The organism is Pseudomonas sp. FSL W5-0203, from assembly GCF_001896155.1.
In the GTDB taxonomy this organism is placed as follows: domain Bacteria; phylum Pseudomonadota; class Gammaproteobacteria; order Pseudomonadales; family Pseudomonadaceae; genus Aquipseudomonas; species Aquipseudomonas paracarnis.
On the sequence record NZ_MPOR01000026.1, the window covers coordinates 52,301 to 75,095 of the forward strand.

The window sequence follows — 22,795 nt, forward strand, 5'->3', positions numbered from 1 at the left end:
GATGAGTTATGACGCTGCGCACGAGCAATCAACTGTTCGACGCTTATTTCACCGCTGACAGCATGGCCGAAGTGTTCTGTGACCAGGGGCGTTTGCAGGGCATGCTGGATTTCGAGGCCGCACTGGCCCGGGCGCAGGCCCGGGTCGGGTTGATTCCCCAGGCCGCTGTCGCACCGATTGCCCAGGCGTGCCTGGCGTCGCTGTATGACGTGGACGCCCTTGGCAGCGCGATTGCCACGGCGGGCAACTCTGCGATTCCATTGGTGAAGGCGTTGGGCAAGTTGATCGCCAGTGAGGACGCCGACGCCGAGCGTTATGTACACCTGGGCGCAACCAGCCAGGATGTGATGGACACCGGCCTGGTGCTGCAACTGCGCCGTGGGGTGGAATTGATCGAAGCCGACCTGGCTCGCCTGGGGGAGGTGTTGGCCGCCCAGGCCCAGCGTTATGCCACCGTGCCGTTGGCCGGGCGCACCTGGTTGCAGCACGCGACGCCGGTCACCCTGGGAATGAAAATCGCCGGTTGGCTGGGCGCGGTGACGCGCAGTCGCCAGCGCCTGGCTGAATTGAAACCGCGCCTGCTGGTCCTGCAATTTGGCGGCGCCTCGGGCACCTTGGCAGCGCTGGGCGAACACGCCATGCCCGTGGCCGAAGCCGTGGCCGCCGAGTTGCAACTGGGCTTACCGGAACAACCCTGGCACACCCAGCGTGACCGCCTGGTGGAGTTTGCCAGCCTGCTTGGCCTGATCGCCGGTAGCCTCGGCAAGTTGGGCCGCGATATCAGCCTGTTGATGCAGACCGAAGCGGCCGAGGTGTTCGAGCCTTCGGCGCCGGGCAAGGGCGGTTCGTCCACCATGCCGCACAAGCGTAACCCGGTGGGCGCCGCAGTGCTGATCAGCGCGGCCACCCGCGTACCGGGCCTGGTGGCAACGATGTTCAGCGCCATGCCTCAAGAGCACGAACGCAGCCTGGGCTTGTGGCACGCCGAATGGGAAACCTTGCCAGAGATTTGCCGCTTGGTGTCCGGTGCCTTGCACCAGGCAATTCTGGTCAGTGAAGGGCTGGAGGTGAATGCCGAACGTATGGCACACAACCTCGACCTGACTCAGGGCCTGGTACTGGCCGAAGCGGTGAGTATCGTGCTCGCCCAACGCTTGGGCCGCGACACTGCGCACCATCTGCTGGAGCAGTGCTGCAAACGTGCGGTCGCCGAGCAGCGCCATTTGCGCGCGGTACTGGCGGATGAGCCGCACGTCACCGCCGAGCTGTCGGCGGCTGAATTGGACCGCCTGCTCGACCCGGCCCATTACCTGGGCCAGGCGTCTACCTGGGTCACGCGTGCGGTGACCGAACATTTTGCTTTGACTGCCTGAGGAGACCGCTGTGGCTTTTGTACAACTCGCCGAGGGCGAACTGCATTACCAACTCGAGGGGCCCGCCGACGCACCGGTACTGGTGCTGTCCAATTCCCTGGGTACCGACCTGCATATGTGGGATATCCAGATTCCGGCCTTTACCGAGCATTTTCGTGTGCTGCGTTTCGACACCCGTGGCCACGGCCAATCCTTGGTGACCGAGGGGCCTTACAGCATCGAGCAACTGGGGGCAGACGTGCTCGCACTGCTGGATGCGCTGGATATCCAGAAGGCGCATTTTTGCGGATTGTCCATGGGCGGCTTGATCGGCCAATGGCTGGGCATTCATGCCGGCGAGCGCCTGCAACGCCTGGTGGTGTGTAATACCGCGGCCAAGATCGGCACGCCCGAGATGTGGAACCCGCGTATCGAAATGGTCCTGCGTGATGGCGCCGCCGCGATGGTGGGGCTGCGCGATGCGTCCATTGCGCGCTGGTTCACCGCAGATTTCGCCGCTGCCAACCCGCACCAGGCCAAGCAGATCACCGATATGCTCGCGGCCACTTCGCCCGAGGGGTATGCCGCCAACTGCGGCGCCGTGCGCGATGCGGATTTTCGTGAGCAATTGTCCTCGATCAAGGTGCCGACCCTGGTGATTGCCGGCACCGAAGACGCGGTGACGCCGCCAGCTGGCGGCCGTTTTATCCAGAGCCATGTGCAGGGCGCCGAGTACGCCGAGTTCTATGCAGCGCACCTGTCCAACGTTCAGGCCGGTGCTGCGTTCAGCGACCGGGTGATCGAATTTCTGCTGGCCCGCTGAGGAGCTATTTGTGGACGAGAAACAACGTTACGCCGAGGGCCTGCAGGTGCGCCGCGAAGTACTGGGCGATGCCCATGTCGACCGCAGCCTCAATGCCCTGACCGAGTTCAACAGCGAGTTCCAGGAAATGATCACCCGCCACGCCTGGGGTGACATCTGGACCCGTCCCGGCCTGCCTCGGCATACCCGCAGCCTGATCACCATCGCGATGCTGATCGGCATGAACCGCAGTGAAGAACTGAAGCTGCACCTGCGTGCCGCCGCCAGCAACGGCGTAACCCGCGCCGAGATCAAGGAAGTGCTGATGCAGAGTGCGATCTACTGCGGGATTCCGGCAGCGAATGCGACGTTTCATTTGGCTGAGTCAGTGTGGGATGAGTTGGGTGTGGAGTCCCGCCAACAAGACTGAATGTGAAAGGCGATCACCTGTGGGAGCTGGCTTGCCTGCGATTGCAGCGACGAGGTCTGACTGGGGACCGTGTTGTCTGCATCGCAGGCAAGCCAGCTCCCACAGCGGATCGTCACAGGTTTAAGGTATTAGTGGGAATCAGCATCCCACAGCCAATTCCACACCCCAGGCAGATGCACCGGCTCGTTCACAGCCTTGACCGTACGGGCCAGCGCTGCGCGTTCCAGCGCGGCGTGGTCGGTATAGAACGGCTCGGCTGCGGTCTTCAAACCGTTGACCCGTGCGCTGTCCATCAGAATCTGCAAGTACTCCTGCATATGCCGCGCGGTGTAGCGGTTGATGTCATGGAAGGTCACCACTACCGGGATCACACCCTCCACTGTCGGTAGTTCACCCAAGGCGATGCGTTCGCGTACCACCGACAGTTGCCGATACAGGTTGGCGCGCCGACGCGGGCTGGCGTTGAAGCCCCAGATCTTGCCGTCATTGGCACTCAAATCCGTCAACAGTACCTGCATGCCGTGGCGTTGGTAGGCGGCGAAGGTGCGCTTGTCGTAGTTCCAGAAGGGGGGGCGTACCAGCACGGGGGGCGCGCCCGTGATGGCGGCAATGTCTGCGGCGCCTTCGGTAAGGGTGTGTTCCAGGGTGGCGTCGTTCAGCCAGCGATGATTGGTGTGAAACGCGGTGGCCGTGTGGAAGGCCAGGATATGGCCAGCGGCGAATTCTCGTTCCATGGTCTTGCGGCCTCGGGAACTGCCGCCTGCGCGAGCGGCTTCGGTCTGCAGGAAGAACACCGCCTTGATCCCCGGCAGCACCGGGTTGTTGGCCAGGTCCGCCACTACCGAACGGCTCGGATTGTTGTAGCCCGAGGCGCTTGGGCCATCGTCGAAGGTCAGCAAAAAGCGGATCGGCGCCTGGGCCAGCAGGCGTTGTTCGGTCTGTGGTGTCAGGGCGATGGGTGCGCTGATACAGCCCCCCAGGCTCAAGACCAGGGCAAACAAAGCGATTGCTGTAGCGAAGGATTTCATGCCGTGCAGGGCCCGAGTAAAGGCCGCTGCTGGGGGGATCAGCAGCGGCAGGCGCGCACCATACAGTAAGTGCTATGCCGGTTTACAGCAGACTGATCGGATAGCTGACGATCAACCGGTTCTCATCGAACTCGTTGTTGCTGTAGTCCCTGCGCATGCTCGAATTGCGCCAGCGCACGTTGAGGTTTTTCAGCGTGCCGCTTTGCACCGTATAGCCTACTTCGGTCTCGCGGCCCCACTCCTTGCCGTCGGTGATGGTGCCGGTGTGCACGTTGCTGCCGCTGATATAGCGGTTCATCAGGGTCAGGCCTGGTACACCGAGGGCGGCGAAGTTGTAGTCGTGGCGAACCTGCCAGGATTTTTCCTGTGCGTTGTCATAGCTGGAGTTGTAGCTGTCGTTGGCCAGGGTGCCGCCGCTGGTGCCGTTGACGCGCATCCAGGCACTGTCGCCGGTGAGTTTTTGCAGGCCGACGTAGAAGGTGTTGCCACCGTACCTGGCCGAGAACAAACCGGACCAGGTTTTGTTGTCCAGGTCGCCGGCGCGGGCGCTGCCGTCGTCCTTACCGTAAAAGAAGCCCAGGTTGGCGCCCAGGGTCCAGTCGCCCACAGGCTGGCTGTGGATCAGATTGACGAACTGCTGGCTGTAGATGTCCTTGAGCTGGGCATTCCACACGCCGACTTGGGTGCGTTTGTCGTTGAACGCGTATTCGGCGCCCTGGAAGTTGAAACGGTCGGAGGTGAAGGCGGTTTTGCCGAACATCGACATGTCGCTCATGCTGCCGTCGTCCCGCGGGCTATTGGCGCGGAATTGGCCGCCATAGAGGGTCAGGCCGTCGATTTCCTTCAAGGTGATCTGCCCGCCACGCAGGGTCTGTGGCAGGGAGCGGCCATCGTCGGAACGCAGGATCGGCAGCACCGGCATCCATTCGCCCACCTTCAGCTCGGTCTTGGAAAAGCGCGCCTTGAATGCCACGCCCAGCCGGCCAAACTCATCGGCTGGCCGGCCGTCATGGTCCAGCGGCAGCAACTGCGTGCCGCCTGTGCCACGCCCGCCATCGAGCTTGAGCGAGTACAAGCCCAGCACATCCACACCAAAACCGACTGTGCCTTGGGTGAACCCGGACTTGGCGTCGAGAATGAAACTTTGCGTCCACTCCTGCGCGCCACCCTGAGCCTTGGTCGGGTTGGTGTAGTTGCGGTTGAAGAAGAAATTACGCAGGTTGAGGTTGGCGCTGGCGTCTTCGAGAAAGCCGTGATCCTGGGCGAGAACGGGCAGGGCAGAACTGGCGACAGCAGCCGCCAGCAACAGCTGGCGCGGTTGGAAAGTGCTCATGGTGTGAACCTGTTGTTATTGGGTTTATGCAGGTGGCGGCCATGGTGCGCGGCAGTGCGGGGGCGATGAAAGTAGGGGAAGGTGGGTTGTGGGCGATGATCGAACGCAAGTTGTAAGGGCAACAATGCAGGCATAAAAAAACCGCTTCCGGTGAGGGAAGCGGTTTTCACACCCGCGCTATCAGAACAACTTCAACGGCGGTGCTTGTTCTTTCAACGGCTCGTTCTTCGCAGTCTGCTCGTTCCAGCCACCGCCGAGGGCCTTGTACAGGTTGACCTCGCTGGTGAGCTGCGCCAGGCGGTCGGTGATCAGCGATTGCTGGGCACTGAACAGTTGGCGCTGGGCGTCGAGGAAGGTCAGGTTGCTGTCGACACCAATGCGGTAGCGACGCTCGGCCAGGCGATAGTAATCCTGGTTAGCCTCGACGAAGCCGCGCTGGGCATCCAATTGCTGCTTGTAGGTCGCACGCGCGGCCAGGCCGTCGGAGACTTCCTGGAAGCCGGTCTGGATGGCCTTCTCGTAGTTGGCCACGTTGATCTCTTTCTGGATCTTCGAGTAGTCCAGGCTTGCGCGCAGGCTACCGGCGTTGAAGATCGGGATGTTGATCTGCGGGGCAAACGCCCAGGTCCCCGAACCGCCTTTGAACAGGCCACCCAGGGTAGGGCTGGCAGTACCGGCGCTGGCGGTCAGGCTGATGCTCGGGAAGAACGCCGCACGGGCCGCGCCGATGTTGGCGTTGGCGGCCTTGAGGTTGTACTCGGCTTGCACAATATCGGGACGACGTTGCAGCAGGTCCGATGGCAACCCGGCGGGCACTTCGCTGAGCAGGTCATCGGACAGCGGCTTGCTGGCGATATTCGCCGGCAGGCCGGTGCCCAGCAGCAGGGTCAGGCTGTTTTCGTCCTGGGCCACCTGGCGGGTGTAACGCGCCAGTTGCACACGGGCGTTTTCCACCGAGGTGCGTGCCTGGCTGAGGTCGAGGGCCGAGGCCACGCCGACTTCATTGCTGCGCGAGGTGAGCTTGTAGCTTTGCTCGAACGCGGCCAGGGTGTCCTGGGTCAGCTTGAGCAGCTCCTTGTCGGCCTGCCAGGTCAGGTAGGCATTCGCCACGCTGGCCACCAGGCTGATTTGGGTGCTGCGACGTGCTTCTTCAGTGGCGAAGTACTTCTGCAGCGCTTCTTCACTGAGGCTGCGCACGCGACCGAACAGGTCCAGCTCATAAGAGCTGATCCCAAGGCCCGCCGAGTACTGGCTGGCGATGGTCGATTCGCCGGTCTGCGACAGCTTGGCCGGGGTGCGAGAACGGCTGCCGTTACCGGTGGCCGACACGGCCGGGAATAGGTCGGCACGTTGGATCTGATATTGCGCCGCATAGGCGTCGATGTTCAGCGCCGCGACACGCAGGTCACGGTTGTTCACCAACGCGGTCTGGATCAGCTGTTGCAGGGCAGGGTCATGGAAAAACTGCTTCCAGCCTTGCTCGGCAGCGGCCTGGCTCGGCGCCTGGGCCGACGAATACGCCGGCCCCTGCGGGAACTGCGCGGCCACCGGCGCTTCGGGGCGCTGATAGTCAGGTATCAGCGAGCAGCCACTGAGCACGAATGCGGTGACGGCTAGGGAAAGTAGCGACTTGCTCATTGGCCAGCCTCTTTAGGAGTTTCAGTAGTGTCTTTCTTTTTGCGTTCGCCAGCGGCGGACACGGTTGCGTAGAACAGCGGCACCCAGAAGATCGCCAGCACAGTGGCCGTGATCATACCGCCGATCACGCCGGTACCGATTGCGTGCTGGCTGCCTGAGCCGGCGCCGGTGGAGATTGCCAGCGGTAGTACGCCGAGCATGAACGCCAACGAGGTCATGATGATCGGGCGCAGACGCATACGGGACGCTTCGATAGCCGCCTCGACGATGCCTTTGCCTTGCTCGTGCAGTTCCTTGGCGAATTCCACGATGAGGATGGCGTTTTTCGCCGCCAGGCCCACCGTCACCAACAGGCCCACCTGGAAGAACACGTCGTTGGACAAGCCGCGCATGCTGGTGGCGATCAGTGCACCGATCACACCCAGTGGCACAACCAGAATCACCGCAATCGGAATCGACCAGCTTTCGTACAGTGCTGCCAGGCACAGGAACACGACCAAAAGCGACAGTGCGTACAGGGCTGGCGCCTGGGAACCGGAAAGGCGTTCTTCGTACGACAGGCCTGTCCAGGCATAACCGACACCGGCCGGCAGTTCTTTGGCAATGCGTTCGACTTCGGCCATCGCATCACCGGTACTGTAGCCCGGTGCCGGGGTACCGAGGATTTCCATCGCCGCTACACCGTTGTATCGCGAAAGTTTGGGCGAACCGTAGATCCACTGGCCCGACGAGATAGCCGACAGCGGCACCATTTTCCCGTCGTTGCTGCGCACGTACCATTTGTCCAGATCTTCAGGCGACATGCGGCTGGCGGCGTCACCTTGTACATACACCTTCTTCACGCGACCACGGTCGATGAAGTCGTTGATGTAGCTACCACCCAAGGCAATGGCCAGGGTCTGCTGGATATCGGCGAGGCTGATGCCTTGGGCACTGGCCTTCTCGTCGTCAACGGTCAGCTCGTACTGCGGCTCATCGTTCACGCCGTTAGGGCGTACGCCGGCCAGCACCTTGCTTTGTGCCGCAGCGCCCAGGAACTGGTTACGTGCAGCCATCAGCTTGTCGTGGCCGACGCCACCCTGGTCTTGCAGGAACACGTCAAAACCGGTGGCGTTACCCAGCTCCAGCACCGAAGGCGGCACGATGGCAAATACCATGGCGTCCTTGAAGGCCCCGAAGAAGTAACCCTGGGCACGCTTGGCCACTTCGAACACCGACTGGCTCGAATCCCGCTCGTCCCACGGCTTGAGCATCACGAACGCAAGACCCGAGCTCTGGCCACGGCCAGCAAAGTTGAAGCCGTTCACGGTAAACACCGATTTCACTGCCTTGCCTTCGCCTGGCTCGCCTTCCTTGTCGTTCAGCAGGAAGGCGCGCATGTCGTCGACGACTTTTTGCGTGCGCTCAGCCGAAGCACCGACCGGTGTCTGCACCTGGGCGAAGATCACACCCTGGTCTTCCTCAGGCAGGAACGCGCTTGGAATACGGGTGAACATCCAGATCATGCCGGCCAGGATCAGCGCGTACACCAGGAATGCCGGGATCTTGTGCTTGATCATGCCGCCCACGCCGCGCTCGTACTTGAGTACGCCACGGTCGAAGGTGCGGTTGAACCAGCCGAAGAAGCCGCGCTTGGGCTGGCCGTGTTTTTCCGGATCAATCGGCTTGAGCATGGTGGCGCACAACGCCGGGGTGAAGATCAGGGCAACCAGCACCGACAACGCCATCGCCGAAACGATGGTGATGGAGAACTGCCGGTAGATCACACCGGTAGAACCACCGAAGAACGCCATCGGCAGCAGTACCGCCGACAGTACCAGGGCAATACCCACCAGGGCGCCCTGGATCTGGCCCATGGACTTGATCGTTGCTTCCTTGGGCGACAGGTGCTCCTCAGCCATTACCCGTTCGACGTTTTCCACTACCACGATGGCATCGTCCACCAGCAAGCCGATGGCCAGGATCATGCCGAACATGGTCAAGGTGTTGATGGTGAAGCCGCACGCCGCCAGGATCCCGAAGGTACCCAGCAATACCACCGGTACGGTCATGGTGGTGATGATGGTGGCACGGAAGTTCTGCAGGAACAGGAACATCACCAGGAACACCAACACGATCGCTTCGACCAGGGTGTGAACCACACCGGAGATCGATTCGGTCACGACCGGCGTGGTGTCATACGGCACCACCGCCTTCATGCCTGGCGGGAAGAACGGCTCCAGGGACTTGACTGTTTCGCGGATGGCCTTGCCAGTGTCCAGTGCGTTGGCACCGGCCGCCAGCTTGATCGCCATACCCGAAGCCGGCTTGCCGTTGAACTGTGCACTGATGCTGTAGTTCTGGCCGCCCAGTTCGATGCGCGCGACGTCACCCAGGCGAACCTGGGAGCCGTCGGTGTTCACCTTCATCAGGATCTTGGCGAATTCCTCGGTGCTTTGCAGGCGCGTCTTGCCGATGATCGTGGCGTTCAGCTGGGTGCCGGGCAGGGCAGGCAGGCCGCCCAGTTGGCCGGTGGCCACCTGCACGTTCTGGGCCTTGATGGCATTGCTGACGTCCACTGGCGTGAGCTGGTAGTTGTTGAGCTTGGCCGGGTCGAGCCAGATACGCATCGCGTACTGCGAACCGAACACCTGGAAGTCACCCACCCCCGCGGTACGGGAGATCGGGTCCTGGATGTTGGACACGATGTAGTTGGAGAGGTCGTCCTTGGTCATGCTGCCGTCTTCCGACACTAGACCGATCACCATCAGGAAGTTCTTCACCGACTTGGTCACACGGATACCCTGTTGCTGCACTTCTTGCGGCAGCAGTGGGGTGGCCAGGTTCAGCTTGTTCTGTACCTGGACCTGAGCGATATCCGGGTTGGTACCCTGGTTGAACGTCACGGTGATGGTCATGCTGCCGTCGGAGTTACTGTCCGAGGAGACATAACGCAGGTTGTCGATACCGTTGAGCTGTTGCTCGATGACCTGCACCACGGTGTCCTGCACGGTTTGTGCGGACGCACCTGGGTAGGTCACCTGGATATCAATGGCCGTTGGCGCAATGGCCGGGTATTGGTTGATGGGCAACTTCAGGATCGAGAGTGCCCCGACCAGCATGATCACCAGGGCAATTACCCAGGCGAAAATGGGACGGTCGATAAAAAATTTCGACATGGATTACTCCCCTTGACCAGCAGCGGCAGCAGGCGCTGCGGCAGTACCGGCGGGTTTAGCGTTGGAGGCTTCCGTGACCTTCACCTCGGCGCCTGGCTTGACGTACTGCAAGCCTTCGGTGATGACGCGATCACCGGCATTGAGGCCTTTTTCCACCAGCCAGTAGGCACCGGCGGTACGGTTGGCAACCAGTTCACGTTGCTCGACCTTGTTGTCCTTGTTCACGATCAGCGCCGTCGGAATGCCGCGCAGGTCACGGGTCACGCCTTGTTGCGGAGCCAGGATGGCCTTGCTGTTCACACCGGCCAGCAACTGGGCGTGTACGAACATGCCCGGCAGCAGCACGTGGTCAGGGTTGGGGAACACGGCACGCAGCGTCACGGAACCGGTGGTCTGGTCGACCGACACTTCGGAGAACTCCAGCTTGCCGTCCTGGGCGTAGGCCGTGCCGTCTTCCAGGGTCAGCTTGACCTTGGCAGCGTTGTCGCCGGCTTTTTCCAGTTGGCCACTGGCCAGATCGCGACGCAGCTTGAGCATTTCAGCCGAAGATTGCGTGACGTCGACGTAGATCGGGTCCAGTTGCTGGATCACCGCCATGGCGTCGGCCTGGCCATTGCTGACCAGTGCGCCTTCGGTGACCGAAGAACGGCCAATACGCCCGGAGATCGGCGCGTACACCTTGGTGTAGCGCACGTTGATCTGGGCGGTTTGAACGTTTGCCTCAGCAGTCATGCGGTTGGCGACGGCAGTGTCGTATTCCTGACGGCTGACGGCTTGTTCATCGACCAGTTGCTTGTAGCGATCGGTGATGGACTTGGTCTGGGTCAGGCTCGCCTGTGCGCTTTTGAGCGTGGCTTCATACACCGACGGGTCGATCTGGTAGAGCTGTTGCCCTTCCTTCACGTCGGCGCCTTCCTTGAACAGGCGCTTGAGAATGATGCCGTTGACCTGCGGCCGAACTTCCGCAATGCGGAAGGCCGTGGTGCGGCCTGGCAGCTCGGTGGTCAGGGTATAGGCTTGCGGTTGAATGGTGACCACGCCGACCTGAGGGGTTTGAGCGGGCGGTGCCGCTTCTTCCTTTTTACATCCGCTGAGCAGCGATGCCAGGGCGACGGCAGTGACCAGAGCGGTAACAGCTGGCTTAAGTTGCATGAAGATCCTCGGGTCAGGCGCGCAAAGTGCGCACAAGAAGTGTGGAAGGGTAAAAAACAAGCCGTGAGTGGATAAGTAGCTTGCTACGCAATATACTTACGTTCATGGTTGTTTGTAAACTCTTGACAGGCTTCGCGCAATGCTGACAAAGCACCGCTGCAAGCCTCGATTCTAGTACGTTCGGCGCCCATGACGGCGTCGTCCCACAATTATTCAGATGATGGTCAAGTACCATCCACAGTGTCCTGATTGAGGTTTTACTGCCATGGTTCGTCGCACCAAAGAGGAAGCTCAGGAAACGCGCAGCCAGATTCTCCAAGCCGCCGAGCAAGCCTTTTATGAGCGTGGCGTGGCGCGCACCACCCTGGCGGACATCGCCGCGCTGGCAGGGGTGACGCGCGGGGCTATCTATTGGCATTTCAGCAATAAGTCCGATTTGCTCCAGGCCCTGCTCGACACGCTGCACGAACCGCTGGACGAACTGGCCCGGGCGAGTGAAAGCGAGGATGAAGCCGACCCGCTCGGCTGTATGCGCAAGCTGCTGATTCATCTCTACCATGAAGTGGCCCTGGACCCGAAAACCCGGCGCATCAACGAGATTCTGTTTCATAAGTGCGAGTTCACCGATGAAATGTGCGACATGCGCCGCCAACGCCAGACCCACACCCTTGAGTGCAACCTGCGCATCGGCTTGACGTTGCGTAACGCGGTCCATCGCGGGCAACTTCCAGCCACGCTGGATACCACCCGTGGGGCCGTGTGTATTCATGCGTTTATCCACGGGTTGATCGGCCAGTGGCTGCTGGTGCCTGACAGTTTCCAATTGCATCAGGACGCCGAGCGCTGGGCGGATATAGGGCTGGACATGCTGCGCCTGAGCCCCAGCCTGCGCAATTGAAACAAAATGCGTAATTGCAACCCGTTGTGTCAACAGTAAAGCCTAAAGACAGTCAATCGTCCTTCTGCCTGATTTGTGGGGTGACTTTATATACGGCCTGGCGAGCGGTTGATAGGTAGCCGGCTAAGTATTTTGTAGCGATATTGTTGCCGTTCTGTGAAGCGATGTTTCCAGGGGGCTACAGACAGGCACAAATGTAGGAGGGGGACTTGCCTCTGATACTGTAGGAGCGAGCAAGCTCGCTCCTACAGTATTTGCGGATGACGTTAGATCGGCAGCGTCGGGTAGTCGATGTAACCTACCGGGCCTTTGCCATAGAAGGTCTCCGGATGCGGCTCGTTCAACGGCGCATCAGCCTTCAGTCGCGCCGGCAGGTCCGGGTTGGCGATGAAAGGAATACCGAAGGCCACTGCATCCGCCTTGCCCGCCGCCAGCCAGGCATTGGCGCTGTCTTTGGTGAAACGTTCGTTGGCGATGTACGCGCCGCCGAAGGCTTTTTTCAGCTGCGGGCCAAGGCTGTCTGCGCCTTCTTTTTCACGGGAGCAGATAAAGGCGATACCGCGCTTGCCCAGTTCGCTGGCGACGTAGGTGAAGGTCTCGGCGAGGTTGTCGTCGCCCATGTCATGCGCGTCAGCACGCGGTGCCAGGTGCACGCCCACGCGGCCGGCGCCCCAGACTTCGATGGCGGCGTCGGTGACTTCCAGCAACAGGCGCGCACGGTTTTCCAAAGAGCCGCCGTACTGGTCGGTGCGCTGGTTGGTGCTGCTTTGCAGGAACTGGTCGAGCAGGTAGCCGTTGGCGCCGTGGATTTCCACGCCGTCGAAGCCTGCGGCCTTGGCGTTCTCGGCGCCGGTGCGGTAAGCGTCGACGATGTCGGCGATTTCAGCGGTTTCCAGGGCGCGCGGGGTCGGGTAGTCGGCCAATGGGCGAACCAGGCTGACGTGGCCTTTAGCCTGAACCGCACTCGGAGCCACCGGGGTTTCGCCGTTCAGGTAGGACGCGTGGGAGATGCGGCCCACATGCCACAACTGCAAGAAGATCTTGCCGCCCGCGCCATGCACGGCCTTGGTGATGTTGGCCCAGCCGCGCACCTGATCGTTGGACCAGATGCCGGGGGTGTCCGGGTAGCCCACGCCCATGGGCGTCACGGAAGTGGCTTCGCTGAGGATCAGCCCGGCGGATGCGCGTTGCACGTAGTACTCGGCCATCAGTGCGTTGGGTACGCGGCCGGCATCCGCGCGGCAGCGGGTCAGCGGCGCCATGATGATGCGGTTCGACAGTTGCAGGTCGCCCAGTGTGATCGGATCGAAAATAGTCGTCATGGGAAAAACACCTTCTCTTTCAAGTTGATCAGTGGGTCGCGGGGGCCAGGTCGGCATTGGCGCCCTGACGGAAAGTGATCAGGGTCACCAGCAGCGCGAGGATGGCCAGCGCCGCGGCGGCCAGTGGCACGCGGGTCAGGCCGAAACCGTGGGCAATCACGCTGCCACCGACCCAGGCGCCGAGGGCGTTGCCAATGTTGAAGGCCCCGATGTTCAGGGTGGACACCAGGTTCGGCGCGGCCTTGCCGAAGGTCACCACGTTGATTTGCAGCGCCGGCACGGCGGCGAACGAAGCGGTGGCCCACAGGAACAGGGTGATTTCAGTCGGTATCACCGCAACGCTGGTCCAGCTCAGCACCGTGCAAACCACCGCCATGCTGATGAACACGCCGATCAAGGTGGCCGCCAGGCGCTTGTCCGCCAGTTTGCCGCCGATGATGTTGCCCACGGTGAGGCCCAGGCCGATCAGCAGCAGCGTCCAGGTCACGCCTTTGGGCGACACGCCAGTGACATCGCCCAGCAGCGGCGCGACGTAGGTAAAGAGGGTAAACATGGACGCGGCAAACAGCGCAGTCATGCTCAGTGACAACCAGATACCGGCGCCCTTGAGGGCGGCCAGTTCGGCACGCATGTCGAGTTTTTCTTCGTCACGCTTGGCGGGCAGGAAGCGAATAAGGCCGATCAAGGCGATCACGCCAATCACGGTCACGGCCCAGAAGGTCGAGCGCCAGCCGGCTTCCTGGCCCAGCGCCGTACCCAGGGGCACGCCCAGCACGTTGGCCAGGGTCAACCCGGTGAACATCAGCGCCACCGCCGACGCACGTTTGTTGGCCGGCACCAGGTTGGCCGCCACCACCGAACCAATTCCGAAGAAGGCTCCGTGGCACAACGCGGTGACCACACGGGCAAACATCAGCACGTTGTAGTCGCTTGCCAGGGCGCAGAGCAGGTTGCCGATAATGAAAATACCCATCAACGCTACCAGCGCCGCCTTGCGTGGCAGCCTGGCGGTGGCCAGTGCCATGAACGGTGCGCCGATGGCCACGCCCAAGGCGTAACCGGTGACCAGCCAGCCGGCGCCGGGAATTGACACACCCAGGTCTGCCGCCACATCGGGCAGCAAGCCCATGATGACGAACTCGGTGGTGCCGATGGCGAAGGCGCTCAGGGCCAGTATGAGTAGCGAGAGGGGCATGTACGTGTCCTTGGTGATTACGGTGCGCTGAGTTCGGTAATGAGCGCAGTCAGAAAGGCTTGGATGACTTCCTCATTGCGCTTGAAAAAGTGCCACTGTCCAGCCTTCTGGCTGCTGATCAGACCCGCACGTTGCAAGGTGGCCAGGTGGGCCGACACCGTCGACTGGGACAAGCCGCAGCGCTGGTCGATCTGCCCGGCGCAGATGCCGTATTCGTGGTTGTGCAATTGCTCGGGGAACTGCACTTTCGGGTCTTTGAGCCAGGTGAGGATGTCTCGTCGTACTGGGTGCGCCAGGGCTTTTATTATTTCGTCGAGGTCGATGGACATGGCAGGGTGCTCGGTGTCGTAAAGCGTTATATCGCGATAAGGCGAACTTTAAATCGTAATATCCCGATATGCCAATATGATTTTGATCTGAGGCCAGGTCGAATCGGTATATCGGGTTATAACGATATGTTGGTGGCAGTGGTAGACTGCGCGGCATGAATTATCTCGCACATCTGCACCTGGGCGGCCAACTTCCTGCGCAATTGCTGGGTAGCCTTTATGGTGACTTCGTCAAAGGCCGCCTGCAGGGCCAGTTCAGCCCGCAAATCGAAGCGGCGATCCAGTTGCATCGTTCCATCGACCGCTTTACCGATAGCCATCCGCTGGTGGGCGAGGCCTTGTCGCGCTTCAGTCTGACCCGCAGGCGATATGCCGGGATCGTCCTCGATGTGTTTTTTGACCATTGCCTGGCGCGGGATTGGGCGCTGTATGCCGACCAGCCTCTGGAGCGTTTCACGTCCCAGGTGTATCAGGTGTTGGCGGCTGGACCCGCGTTACCGGGGCGGCTGGCGCAGATTGCGCCGTATATGGCAGCGGATGATTGGTTGGGCTCGTACCGCGAGTTTGCGGTGATGGACCAGGTGCTGCGCGGGATTTCGCGGCGGCTGACGCAGCCTGAGGAGTTAGGATATGCGATGCAGGAGTTGCGGGTTTTGTATGAGCCCCTGAGTGAGGACTTTCGACTGTTCTACCCAGAGTTGCAGAAATTTGCACAATCTCAACTGACTACATGAGAGCTGAATGTGGGAGCTGGCTTGCCGGCTCCCACATTTGAATTGTGTTCACATTGCTTCAGGCTGCGAATGCAGGTCGAGCAGCCACTTGCTCTGCTTCCGGCACTGGCCCAAACAACGCCTTCTGCACCGCTTGCTGCGCCTGATACGCCAACGCCGCACGTTCCTGCCCAGTGCAGGCAATCGGCTTGAGCACATGAATCTCTACATCGCCCTGGTCATTGGAAAACAAGCGCATCAGGTGCGAGAGCAAATCATCATCGCCAATAAAGGGCGCCAGCGGGTCGACCTGGCCGTCGCGCAGATACCGAATCGCCACCGGCTGCAGCGACACATCCGCATCGATCGCGCTGGCCAGCAAGCGCCCGTGGAACGTGCGCAGGCCGCGACCGTCGGTGGTGGTGCCTTCGGGGAACATCAGCAAGGGGTGCTGTTGTTCCAGATGACGGGTCATCTGCTTGCGAATCAGTTGGCTGTCACCTGAACCGCGACGAATAAACAGGCTGCCAGCCTTGGCCGCCAGCCAGCCCGCCACCGGCCAGGTACGTACTTCGGCCTTGGACAAAAACGACATCGGCGCCACCATGCCCAGCAACGGGATATCCGTCCAGGACACATGATTGCTCACCCACAGCATCGGCGTTTGCGGCAACTCGCCATGCACCGTCACGCGAAAGGGCAGGGCGTTGGTCAGCCGTGCCATGAAGAAGCGCGACCAACGCTGGCGCCGCACCATCGAGTTAGCCACCCCCAGGCGCTCGAACAGGCCGAACACACTGGCCATGCTCAACCCCAGCCCCACCACCAACAGCACGCGGGCGATGCGCCCGTAAATGCGCAGGCGGTTCATCACATGGCCGCCTTGAAGTGGCGCGCGTAACGCGGGCACAACTCGTCGCGCTTGAGCAGGATAAACACGTCGGCTACCTGGAAGTCTTCATCCCAGCACGGCTCGCCGCAGATCTTCGCGCCCAGGCGCATGTAGGCCTTGAGCAGCGGCGGCATTTCGGCGATGACGTTGGACGGCAAGTCCAGGGCCGGCAGCGGTTTTTTCGGTTCGGCGCGCAGGTGTTCGTTGCACAGGTAGCGCTCGCGCAATCGCTGCATGATCGCGTGGGCCTGGATGCCGCCATCGTGCATCGGGATGCTTGCGCAGCCCATCAGGTAGCTGTAGCCACCCTGGTTGAGTACCTCGGCCAACTCGCCCCACAACACCGCGATGGTGCCGCCATTGCGATAGGCCGGGTCGACGCAGGTGCGGCCAATCTCCAGAATCGGGCCCTGCAAGTGCAGCAGGCCATGCAGGCTGAATTCTTCTTCGCTGTAGAACCGGCCCAGGGTGTTGGCGGCCTGGTGATCGAGCAGACGGGTGGTGGCGACGAGTCGACCGCTGTTCAAATCCCGCACGCCGATATGGCTGCAGTGAACATCATAGTCATCCATGTCCAGACCCAGTTCCGCGCCTTTCAGCTTGGCGTTGAACTCGCCGCTGAACACGTTGAACCGCAGGGCCTGGGCTTCCTGCAATGCCTGTGCGCCTACCAGGCGTTCGGCTTGCAGACGGCGTTCATTGCCTTTGTCGCTGATGCGGGCGATCTGAGTCATAGCGAGTCTCCGGGTGCCGGCCAGGTTGCGGCCAGTCGACTTTGTTGTCCAAAGTCAGGCTATGTAGCCTCGGTGTCAGCTCCATGAAGTTACGGTGACGGTTGGATGACAGCCCCCTTGTCGCAAATCTGTCACTGGCGTGAGCTAGGCTCGCGGGCTTGAATGCCCCCTTGAGTTTGCGTCCATGGTCCGAGGCCTGTTGTGCGTTGCCCTATTGTTTGTCGCCGTGAATGCTCGCGCTGAAATCTGGCCTGAAAAGGAGTGGGCCGTGGGCACAGCCCTCACTGGTCCCGCTGTCGATGCCCTGAACGCCTACGCTTTCCCACCCCGTGACGATGCCACCCGCAACGGTATTCGCACCGACGCGTTGCTGGTCATTCGGGATGGCGAAATCATCTATGAACGCTACGCCGCACCCACCACTGCCAGCACACCGCACCTGACCTGGTCCGTCAGCAAAAGCCTGATGGCTACCGTGCTGGGCGTGGCCTATGGGCAAGGCCGCTTCAAACTCAGCGACCCTGTCGCACGTTTCTACCCGCCGATGAAGCAGCACCCTAAGGTAACCATGGCCGACTTGCTGCACTGGGCCTCCGGGTTGGATTGGCAGGAAGACTACGAATACGCCCCGCTGAAGTCTTCGGTGGTGGCGATGCTCTACACCCGTGGCCACACCGACATGGCGCAATTCACGGCGGATACCGAAGCCGCCGCCGCCCCCGGCCAGGTTTTCCGCTATTCCAGCGGCGACAGTAACCTCTTGTCCGCCGCGCTCAAGGGCATGCTCGGCCACAAGGCTTACATGAACTACCCATGGGACGCGCTGTTCCAGCCCCTGGGCATTCGCGACGCAACCTGGGAAACCGATGCGGATGAAACGTTTGTCGCGTCGTCCTATGCCTATCTCACAGCCCGCGATCTGGCACGAGTAGGGCTACTGATGGCGCGGGATGGGCGCTGGGGCGAGCGACAACTGCTGCCCAAGGACTGGGTCGCCTTCAACCGCCGGCCCTTCGATCGCTACAAAGCCGGCCAGGATGAAGCCGTGCCGGGCGGCCATTGGTGGCTCAACACCGGCGCCCCCCGACCTTGGCCCGACGCACCGGCCACCGCCTTCGCCGCGCTGGGGCACTGGGGCCAGGCGCTGTTTGTGCTGCCCGATGAACATCTGGTGATCGTGCGTTACGGCGATGATCGGGATGGTAGTTACCGGCATAACGAACTGCTCAAACGAGTGCTGGCGGCGGTGCGCTCATGATGCGTCGTCATCCGTTCATCAGCGTTTTACTGGTGTTGTTTATCGCACTCTTGGGCTGGGTTTGGCACGAGCGCGTCAACCTGCAAGCCTTCCCTGACATCATCGCGGCGTACACCGCCAAGGAGTATTGCTCGTGCCGGTATGTGGCCAACAACCCTGCGCAGTATTGCCTGGGGTATGTGAAGCAGTACGTGCCAACCAGTGCGTTCACTGACTCGCCGGAACGCAGTGAAGTCACGGCAAGCGGTTTAGGGCGTACGCAGACGGCGCGGTGGTTGGGCGACCGTCAAGGCTGCCGCCTCAACCCCTGACACACCCAAATTCCCCTGTGGGAGCTGGCTTGCCTGCGATAGCGCCAGGTCAGTCAACATCACGGGTGCCTGTGCCGCCGTCATCGCAGGCAAGCCAGCTCCCACATTTAGATTATCTGCGTGGGTTCTCGGAAAAAGAACCGGCCCTGAGGTTCCACAGAGTGGAACCACCTTTGATTGTCCTCACGCGCACATCGCGCTTAGCTGTCGATGTGTCGCCAACAAGAACGGGACCACCCGCCTGTGAGGAGAATCACCATGCGCCCGCACCAGCACATCCTGGATTGGCTCAGTGACGTTGCCAGCGACTTGCACGCTGTGCGTCACGATATCCACGCTCATCCTGAGCTTGGCTTTGAAGAGAACCGTACCTCAGCACTGGTCGCGCAGTCATTGCGGGAGTGGGGGTATGAGGTGCATACCGGCATCGGCAAGACCGGTGTGGTCGGCGTGCTGCGTAACGGCAGCAGCTCGCGCACGTTGGGGATTCGCGCCGACATGGACGCCTTGCCCATCATCGAAAATACCGGCGCGGTCTATACCAGCCAGCATGCCGGCTGCATGCACGCCTGCGGCCATGACGGCCACACCACCATGTTGCTCGGTGCCGCGCGTTACTTGGCGGCGACGCGGCAATTGGACGGCACTTTGAACCTGATTTTCCAACCCGCCGAAGAAGGCCAGGGCGGTGCCGAGGCGATGTTGGCGGACGGTTTGCTGGAGCGCTTTCCTTGCGACGGGTTGTTCGGCATGCACAATATGCCGGGTTTGCCGGCGGGGCATCTGGGCTTGAGAGTTGGCCCGATGATGGCGTCCCAGGATTTGCTTACCGTGACCCTCGAAGGTGTCGGTGGCCACGGCTCCATGCCACACCTCACTATCGATCCACTGGTGGCGGCAGCCAGCATGGTCATGGCTCTGCAAACGGTGGTGGCGCGCAATATCGATACCCAGGAAGCCGCCGTGGTCACCGTCGGCGCCTTGCAGGCCGGCCAGGCGGCCAACGTGATTCCCCAGCAAGCGTTATTGCGCCTGAGCCTGCGCGCACTCAACCCCAAGGTGCGTGAACAAATGCTGGAACGGGTCAACGCGATCATCCAGACCCAGGCCGCGAGCTTCGGCTGCACGGTGCAGATCGAACACCGCCCGGCCTACCCGGTGCTGGTCAACCACGCCGAAGAAACCGAATTCGCCCGTCAGGTCGGCGTGGCCTTGCTCGGTGCCGACGCCGTGGACGGCAACACCCGCACGCTGATGGGCAGCGAAGACTTCGCCTGGATGCTGCAACGCTGCCCAGGCAGTTATCTGTTTATCGGCAACGGCGTGTCGCGGCCGATGGTGCACAACCCCGCCTATGACTTCAACGACGACATCCTGCTGACCGGCGCAGCCTACTGGGGCGCGCTGGCCGAGAGCTGGCTCAAGCCGGCCTGACGACCTCTTTTTTCTGCCGCTGGACCCTTTCCCTGATCGGTTGAATGGAGTGCTCTTCATGCAGACTGCAAAACCTGGTGTTTCGCGCACTCGCCAAGTGGTGGCGGCCGTGATCGGTAACGCGTTGGAGTGGTATGACTTTATCGTCTACGGCTTTCTAGCCAGCATCATCGCCCGGCAGTTCTTCCCCTCGGAGGACGAATACGCCTCGCTGCTGATGGCGCTGGCCACCTTCGGCGTGGGCTTTTTCATGCGCCCGGTGGGCGGCATCCTCTTGGGCATCTACGCCGACCGCAAAGGCCGCAAGGCGGCGATGCAGTTGATTATCCGGTTGATGACCGTGTCCATCGCGCTGATCGCCTTCGCGCCGAACTATGCTGCCATCGGCATGGGCGCGCCGTTGCTGATTGTGGTGGCGCGGATGCTGCAGGGGTTTGCTACCGGCGGTGAGTACGCGAGTGCCACGGCATTTCTGGTGGAAAGTGCACCGGCCCATCGCAAGGGATTGTATGGCTCCTGGCAACTGGTGGGGCAATGCCTGGCGGTGTTCGGTGGGGCAGCGATGGTGGCGCTGGTCACGCATTTCTTTTCGCCCGAAACCCTCGACTTGTGGGGCTGGCGCCTGCCGTTTGTGCTGGGCTTGCTGATCGGCCCGGTGGGGTTGTGGATTCGTCGGCACATGGAAGACCCGGAAGAGTTCATCGAAGCGCGCAAGCAAGCCACTGGCCCGGCGCCGAGCCTCATGCAAGTGCTGCGTGAGCATCGGCGCAGTATTCTGGTGTCGATGGGGCTGGCCTGCGGCGCGACGGTGTCGTTTTATGTGGTGCTGGTGAACATGCCGACCTTCGCTCACAAGAACCTTGGCCTGCCGCTGGACCAGGTGCTGATGGTGCAGATGTTTGCGGTAGCGCTGATGACTGTGGTGATTCCGTTGTCCGGCCTGCTCTCGGATCGATGGGGACGGCGGCCGGTGTTGATGGCCTTCACCTTGGCGTTCTTCGTGATGGTCTACCCGTTGTATGTGTGGGTGGCCGCCGCGCCGTCTATCGAGCGCCTGCTGGTGATGCAGGTGATGTTGTGCACGGCGATTGGCGGGTTCTTCGGGCCAGCGCCGACGGCATTGGCCGAGCAGTTCCCTATCGAGGTGCGCTCGACCGGTGTGTCGGTGGCCTATAACGTGGCGGTGATGGTGTTCGGTGGTTTCGCGCCGTTGATCGTGACCTGGCTGAGCAAGGTACTGGGCACGCCGGTGGCGCCCTCGTTCTATGTATTGTTTGCGTGCGTGCTGACGCTGCTGGGCACTTACTGCATGCGCGAGGCACCCCGTGCGAGCAAGCCGCTGCCGTTTTCCAGAGAGGTGAAGCCTTGAGTATTGTTGATTGGGATGCCACTGAACTGTCGCGGGCCATTCATGGGCGGCAGGTGTCGTGCGAAGAGGTGATGCAGGCGTACCTGGCACAGATTCAGCGCTTTAACCCTGGCGTGAATGCGCTGGTGTCGTTGCGCGACAGCGAGGCCGTGCTGGCCGAGGCGAGGGCCTGCGATCGTGAGTTGGACCAGGGCCACTCCCGTGGCTGGATGCATGGCATGCCCCAGGCCATCAAGGACCTGGCGGCCACCCGGGGCTTGCGCACCACCCTGGGCTCACCGCTGTTCGCCGAGCATGTGCCGGGCGAGGACGCCATCAGCGTGGCGCGGGTGCGGGCCAGTGGCGCGATCATCATCGGCAAGACCAACGTGCCGGAGTTCGGCCTGGGTTCCCACACCTACAACACGCTGTTCGGTACCACCGGCAACGCCTATGACCCGCGCCTGGCGGCCGGCGGCAGCAGTGGCGGAGCGGCGGTGGCCCTGGCGCTACGCATGCTGCCGGTGGCCGACGGCAGCGACATGATGGGCTCGCTGCGCAACCCGGCGGCGTTCAACAACGTGTTCGGCTTGCGCCCCTCCCAAGGGCGGGTGCCCCACGGGCCGATGCCGGAGTTGTTCGTGCAGCAACTGGGCACCGAAGGCCCGATGGGGCGCAGCGTGACGGATGTGGCGCGGTTGCTGAGCATCCAGGCCGGTTACGACCCCCGCACGCCGCTGTCATCCCAGGCCGATCCGGCGGTGCTGGGCCAGCCGTTGCAACGCGACTTCAACGGCGCACGCCTCGGTTGGCTGGGGGACTACAACGGTTATCTGCCGATGGATGATGGCGTGATGAGCCTGTGCGAAGCGGCGCTGGATGATTTCGCCAGGTTGGGCTGTGAAGTGCACAGCTGCCAACCGGAATTTTCCATGGCGCGCCTGTGGCGCTGCTGGTTGGTACACCGCCATTGGCTGGTGCACGGCAACCTCGGCGCGGCCTATGCCAACCCGCAAAAACGCGCACTGCTCAAACCCGAAGCGCAATGGGAAGTGGAGGGCGGCCAGGGCTTGAGTGCTCAGCAGGTTTACCAGGCGTCGGTGGACCGCAGTGAGTGGTACCGCGCCTTGGGCAAGCTGTTCGAACGTTACGATTTCCTGCTGTTGCCCACCGCCCAGGTGTTCCCTTTCGATGCACAACAGCCTTGGCCACGCCTCGTCGGCGGGCGTGAAATGGACACTTATCACCGTTGGATGGAGGTGGTGATCGGCCCGACCCTCGCCGGTTTGCCGAGCATGAGCATTCCGGTGGGCTTCAACCCCCAGGGCTTGCCCATGGGCCTGCAAATCATTGGCCCGGCCCAGGCCGACAGGGCCGTGCTGCAATTGGCCTACGCCCATGAACAACTGACCCAATGGGTACAATGCCGGCCACCGGCGTGCCTTGCAACGACCCGTTGAGCGCTGAC

20 protein-coding genes are annotated in these 22,795 nt (G+C 61.8%); 10 read left to right on the top strand and 10 right to left on the bottom strand.

The features are described 5' to 3' along the window. Positions 1–8: 8 nt before the first annotated feature. The 3 genes from BOP96_RS20725 to pcaC are packed head-to-tail and all read left to right on the top strand — an operon-like array spanning position 9 to position 2,584. Positions 9–1,373 carry a 3-carboxy-cis,cis-muconate cycloisomerase gene (locus tag BOP96_RS20725; protein ID WP_032903223.1) on the top strand — a complete coding sequence of 455 codons (1,365 nt, stop codon included), beginning with the start codon at positions 9–11 and terminating at the stop codon, positions 1,371–1,373. A 10-nt stretch (positions 1,374–1,383) separates the two neighbouring features. Beyond that, positions 1,384–2,175: a 3-oxoadipate enol-lactonase gene (pcaD, locus tag BOP96_RS20730; RefSeq protein ID WP_073453870.1), complete on the top strand. Its 792-nt coding sequence runs from the start codon at positions 1,384–1,386 to the stop codon at positions 2,173–2,175. A gap of 10 nt (positions 2,176–2,185) precedes the next feature. After that, entirely contained in the window at positions 2,186–2,584 is a 399-nt protein-coding gene (gene pcaC, locus BOP96_RS20735; protein ID WP_003189316.1) for a 4-carboxymuconolactone decarboxylase, read from the top strand. Between the two features lie 128 nt (positions 2,585–2,712). Here the strand turns inward: pcaC and BOP96_RS20740 are convergent, their stop codons facing one another. From BOP96_RS20740 to BOP96_RS20760, 5 genes are all read right to left on the bottom strand, one after another. Next, positions 2,713–3,612: a polysaccharide deacetylase family protein gene (locus BOP96_RS20740; RefSeq protein WP_032903221.1), complete on the bottom strand. Its 900-nt coding sequence runs from the start codon at positions 3,610–3,612 to the stop codon at positions 2,713–2,715. An 82-nt stretch (positions 3,613–3,694) separates the two neighbouring features. After that, the gene (locus tag BOP96_RS20745) at positions 3,695–4,945 is read right to left on the bottom strand and encodes an OprD family porin (RefSeq protein ID WP_073453872.1); all 1,251 of its coding nucleotides are present in this window, start codon (positions 4,943–4,945) and stop codon (positions 3,695–3,697) included. A gap of 180 nt (positions 4,946–5,125) precedes the next feature. Beyond that, a complete protein-coding gene (gene adeC, locus BOP96_RS20750) occupies positions 5,126–6,583 on the bottom strand; it encodes an AdeC/AdeK/OprM family multidrug efflux complex outer membrane factor (protein WP_003189337.1) in 1,458 nt (485 codons plus the stop codon). Further along, positions 6,580–9,741 (bottom strand): efflux RND transporter permease subunit, encoded by a 3,162-nt coding sequence (locus BOP96_RS20755; protein ID WP_014717302.1) that lies wholly within the window; start codon positions 9,739–9,741, stop codon positions 6,580–6,582. The genes adeC and BOP96_RS20755 overlap by 4 nt, the downstream gene beginning before the upstream one ends. A 3-nt stretch (positions 9,742–9,744) precedes the next feature. Continuing rightward, positions 9,745–10,893 carry an efflux RND transporter periplasmic adaptor subunit gene (locus BOP96_RS20760; protein WP_034125974.1) on the bottom strand — a complete coding sequence of 383 codons (1,149 nt, stop codon included), beginning with the start codon at positions 10,891–10,893 and terminating at the stop codon, positions 9,745–9,747. Between the two features lie 265 nt (positions 10,894–11,158). Here BOP96_RS20760 and BOP96_RS20765 point away from each other — a divergent pair, with 265 nt between their 5' ends. After that, positions 11,159–11,791, top strand: coding sequence for a TetR family transcriptional regulator (locus BOP96_RS20765; protein WP_020300997.1), 633 nt, complete (start codon positions 11,159–11,161; stop codon positions 11,789–11,791). Positions 11,792–12,057: 266 nt separating this feature from the next. On the opposite strand, the gene BOP96_RS20770 is transcribed toward BOP96_RS20765, so the two are convergent. Genes BOP96_RS20770 through BOP96_RS20780 form a run of 3 tightly spaced genes read right to left on the bottom strand, consistent with a single transcriptional unit; the run spans position 12,058 to position 14,637 of the window. Next, on the bottom strand, positions 12,058–13,113 hold the full coding sequence (locus BOP96_RS20770; protein ID WP_038449371.1) for an alkene reductase: 1,056 nt from the start codon (positions 13,111–13,113) through the stop codon (positions 12,058–12,060). Between the two features lie 28 nt (positions 13,114–13,141). Further along, positions 13,142–14,308 carry an MFS transporter gene (locus BOP96_RS20775; RefSeq protein ID WP_014717315.1) on the bottom strand — a complete coding sequence of 389 codons (1,167 nt, stop codon included), beginning with the start codon at positions 14,306–14,308 and terminating at the stop codon, positions 13,142–13,144. Positions 14,309–14,325: 17 nt separating this feature from the next. After that, a complete protein-coding gene (locus BOP96_RS20780; protein ID WP_003189349.1) occupies positions 14,326–14,637 on the bottom strand; it encodes an ArsR/SmtB family transcription factor in 312 nt (103 codons plus the stop codon). Between the two features lie 155 nt (positions 14,638–14,792). On the opposite strand from BOP96_RS20780, the gene BOP96_RS20785 reads away from it, so the two are divergent. Further along, positions 14,793–15,371 carry an acyl carrier protein phosphodiesterase gene (locus BOP96_RS20785; protein WP_073453874.1) on the top strand — a complete coding sequence of 193 codons (579 nt, stop codon included), beginning with the start codon at positions 14,793–14,795 and terminating at the stop codon, positions 15,369–15,371. Between the two features lie 58 nt (positions 15,372–15,429). Here BOP96_RS20785 and BOP96_RS20790 read toward each other — a convergent pair whose 3' ends face one another. Both BOP96_RS20790 and olsB read right to left on the bottom strand, forming a co-directional pair. Further along, entirely contained in the window at positions 15,430–16,221 is a 792-nt protein-coding gene (locus BOP96_RS20790) for a lysophospholipid acyltransferase family protein (RefSeq protein WP_014717317.1), read from the bottom strand. After that, positions 16,221–16,976, bottom strand: coding sequence for an L-ornithine N(alpha)-acyltransferase (olsB, locus tag BOP96_RS20795; RefSeq protein ID WP_019817819.1), 756 nt, complete (start codon positions 16,974–16,976; stop codon positions 16,221–16,223). The genes BOP96_RS20790 and olsB overlap by 1 nt, the downstream gene beginning before the upstream one ends. A 184-nt stretch (positions 16,977–17,160) precedes the next feature. On the opposite strand from olsB, the gene BOP96_RS20800 reads away from it, so the two are divergent. From BOP96_RS20800 to BOP96_RS20820, 5 genes are all read left to right on the top strand, one after another. Beyond that, a complete protein-coding gene (locus tag BOP96_RS20800) occupies positions 17,161–18,234 on the top strand; it encodes a serine hydrolase domain-containing protein (protein ID WP_073453876.1) in 1,074 nt (357 codons plus the stop codon). Beyond that, positions 18,231–18,545, top strand: coding sequence for a hypothetical protein (locus BOP96_RS20805; protein ID WP_014717319.1), 315 nt, complete (start codon positions 18,231–18,233; stop codon positions 18,543–18,545). Before BOP96_RS20800 ends, BOP96_RS20805 begins: the two co-directional genes overlap by 4 nt. Before the next feature lie 258 nt (positions 18,546–18,803). Next, positions 18,804–19,979 carry a M20 aminoacylase family protein gene (locus BOP96_RS20810; protein WP_073453878.1) on the top strand — a complete coding sequence of 392 codons (1,176 nt, stop codon included), beginning with the start codon at positions 18,804–18,806 and terminating at the stop codon, positions 19,977–19,979. A 58-nt stretch (positions 19,980–20,037) separates the two neighbouring features. Beyond that, complete coding sequence (locus BOP96_RS20815) at positions 20,038–21,348, top strand: citrate-proton symporter (RefSeq protein ID WP_014717321.1); 1,311 nt, start codon at positions 20,038–20,040, stop codon at positions 21,346–21,348. Then, the gene (locus BOP96_RS20820) at positions 21,345–22,787 is read left to right on the top strand and encodes an amidase (protein WP_073453879.1); all 1,443 of its coding nucleotides are present in this window, start codon (positions 21,345–21,347) and stop codon (positions 22,785–22,787) included. Before BOP96_RS20815 ends, BOP96_RS20820 begins: the two co-directional genes overlap by 4 nt. Positions 22,788–22,795: the final 8 nt, after the last annotated feature.

What these genes read in the sequence shown, in the direction of transcription:
- BOP96_RS20805 (WP_014717319.1), top strand. Translation starts at nt 18,231, where the DNA reads ATGATGCGTCGTCATCCGTTCATCAGCGTTTTACTGGTGTTGTTTATC.
- olsB (WP_019817819.1), bottom strand. Translation starts at nt 16,976, where the DNA reads ATGACTCAGATCGCCCGCATCAGCGACAAAGGCAATGAACGCCGTCTG.
- BOP96_RS20785 (WP_073453874.1), top strand. Translation starts at nt 14,793, where the DNA reads ATGAATTATCTCGCACATCTGCACCTGGGCGGCCAACTTCCTGCGCAA.
- BOP96_RS20770 (WP_038449371.1), bottom strand. Translation starts at nt 13,113, where the DNA reads ATGACGACTATTTTCGATCCGATCACACTGGGCGACCTGCAACTGTCG.
- BOP96_RS20725 (WP_032903223.1), top strand. Translation starts at nt 9, where the DNA reads ATGACGCTGCGCACGAGCAATCAACTGTTCGACGCTTATTTCACCGCT.
- BOP96_RS20765 (WP_020300997.1), top strand. Translation starts at nt 11,159, where the DNA reads ATGGTTCGTCGCACCAAAGAGGAAGCTCAGGAAACGCGCAGCCAGATT.
- BOP96_RS20745 (WP_073453872.1), bottom strand. Translation starts at nt 4,945, where the DNA reads ATGAGCACTTTCCAACCGCGCCAGCTGTTGCTGGCGGCTGCTGTCGCC.
- BOP96_RS20780 (WP_003189349.1), bottom strand. Translation starts at nt 14,637, where the DNA reads ATGTCCATCGACCTCGACGAAATAATAAAAGCCCTGGCGCACCCAGTA.
- BOP96_RS20760 (WP_034125974.1), bottom strand. Translation starts at nt 10,893, where the DNA reads ATGCAACTTAAGCCAGCTGTTACCGCTCTGGTCACTGCCGTCGCCCTG.
- BOP96_RS20740 (WP_032903221.1), bottom strand. Translation starts at nt 3,612, where the DNA reads ATGAAATCCTTCGCTACAGCAATCGCTTTGTTTGCCCTGGTCTTGAGC.
- BOP96_RS20775 (WP_014717315.1), bottom strand. Translation starts at nt 14,308, where the DNA reads ATGCCCCTCTCGCTACTCATACTGGCCCTGAGCGCCTTCGCCATCGGC.
- BOP96_RS20810 (WP_073453878.1), top strand. Translation starts at nt 18,804, where the DNA reads ATGCGCCCGCACCAGCACATCCTGGATTGGCTCAGTGACGTTGCCAGC.
- BOP96_RS20800 (WP_073453876.1), top strand. Translation starts at nt 17,161, where the DNA reads ATGGTCCGAGGCCTGTTGTGCGTTGCCCTATTGTTTGTCGCCGTGAAT.
- BOP96_RS20755 (WP_014717302.1), bottom strand. Translation starts at nt 9,741, where the DNA reads ATGTCGAAATTTTTTATCGACCGTCCCATTTTCGCCTGGGTAATTGCC.
- BOP96_RS20815 (WP_014717321.1), top strand. Translation starts at nt 20,038, where the DNA reads ATGCAGACTGCAAAACCTGGTGTTTCGCGCACTCGCCAAGTGGTGGCG.
- adeC (WP_003189337.1), bottom strand. Translation starts at nt 6,583, where the DNA reads ATGAGCAAGTCGCTACTTTCCCTAGCCGTCACCGCATTCGTGCTCAGT.
- BOP96_RS20790 (WP_014717317.1), bottom strand. Translation starts at nt 16,221, where the DNA reads ATGAACCGCCTGCGCATTTACGGGCGCATCGCCCGCGTGCTGTTGGTG.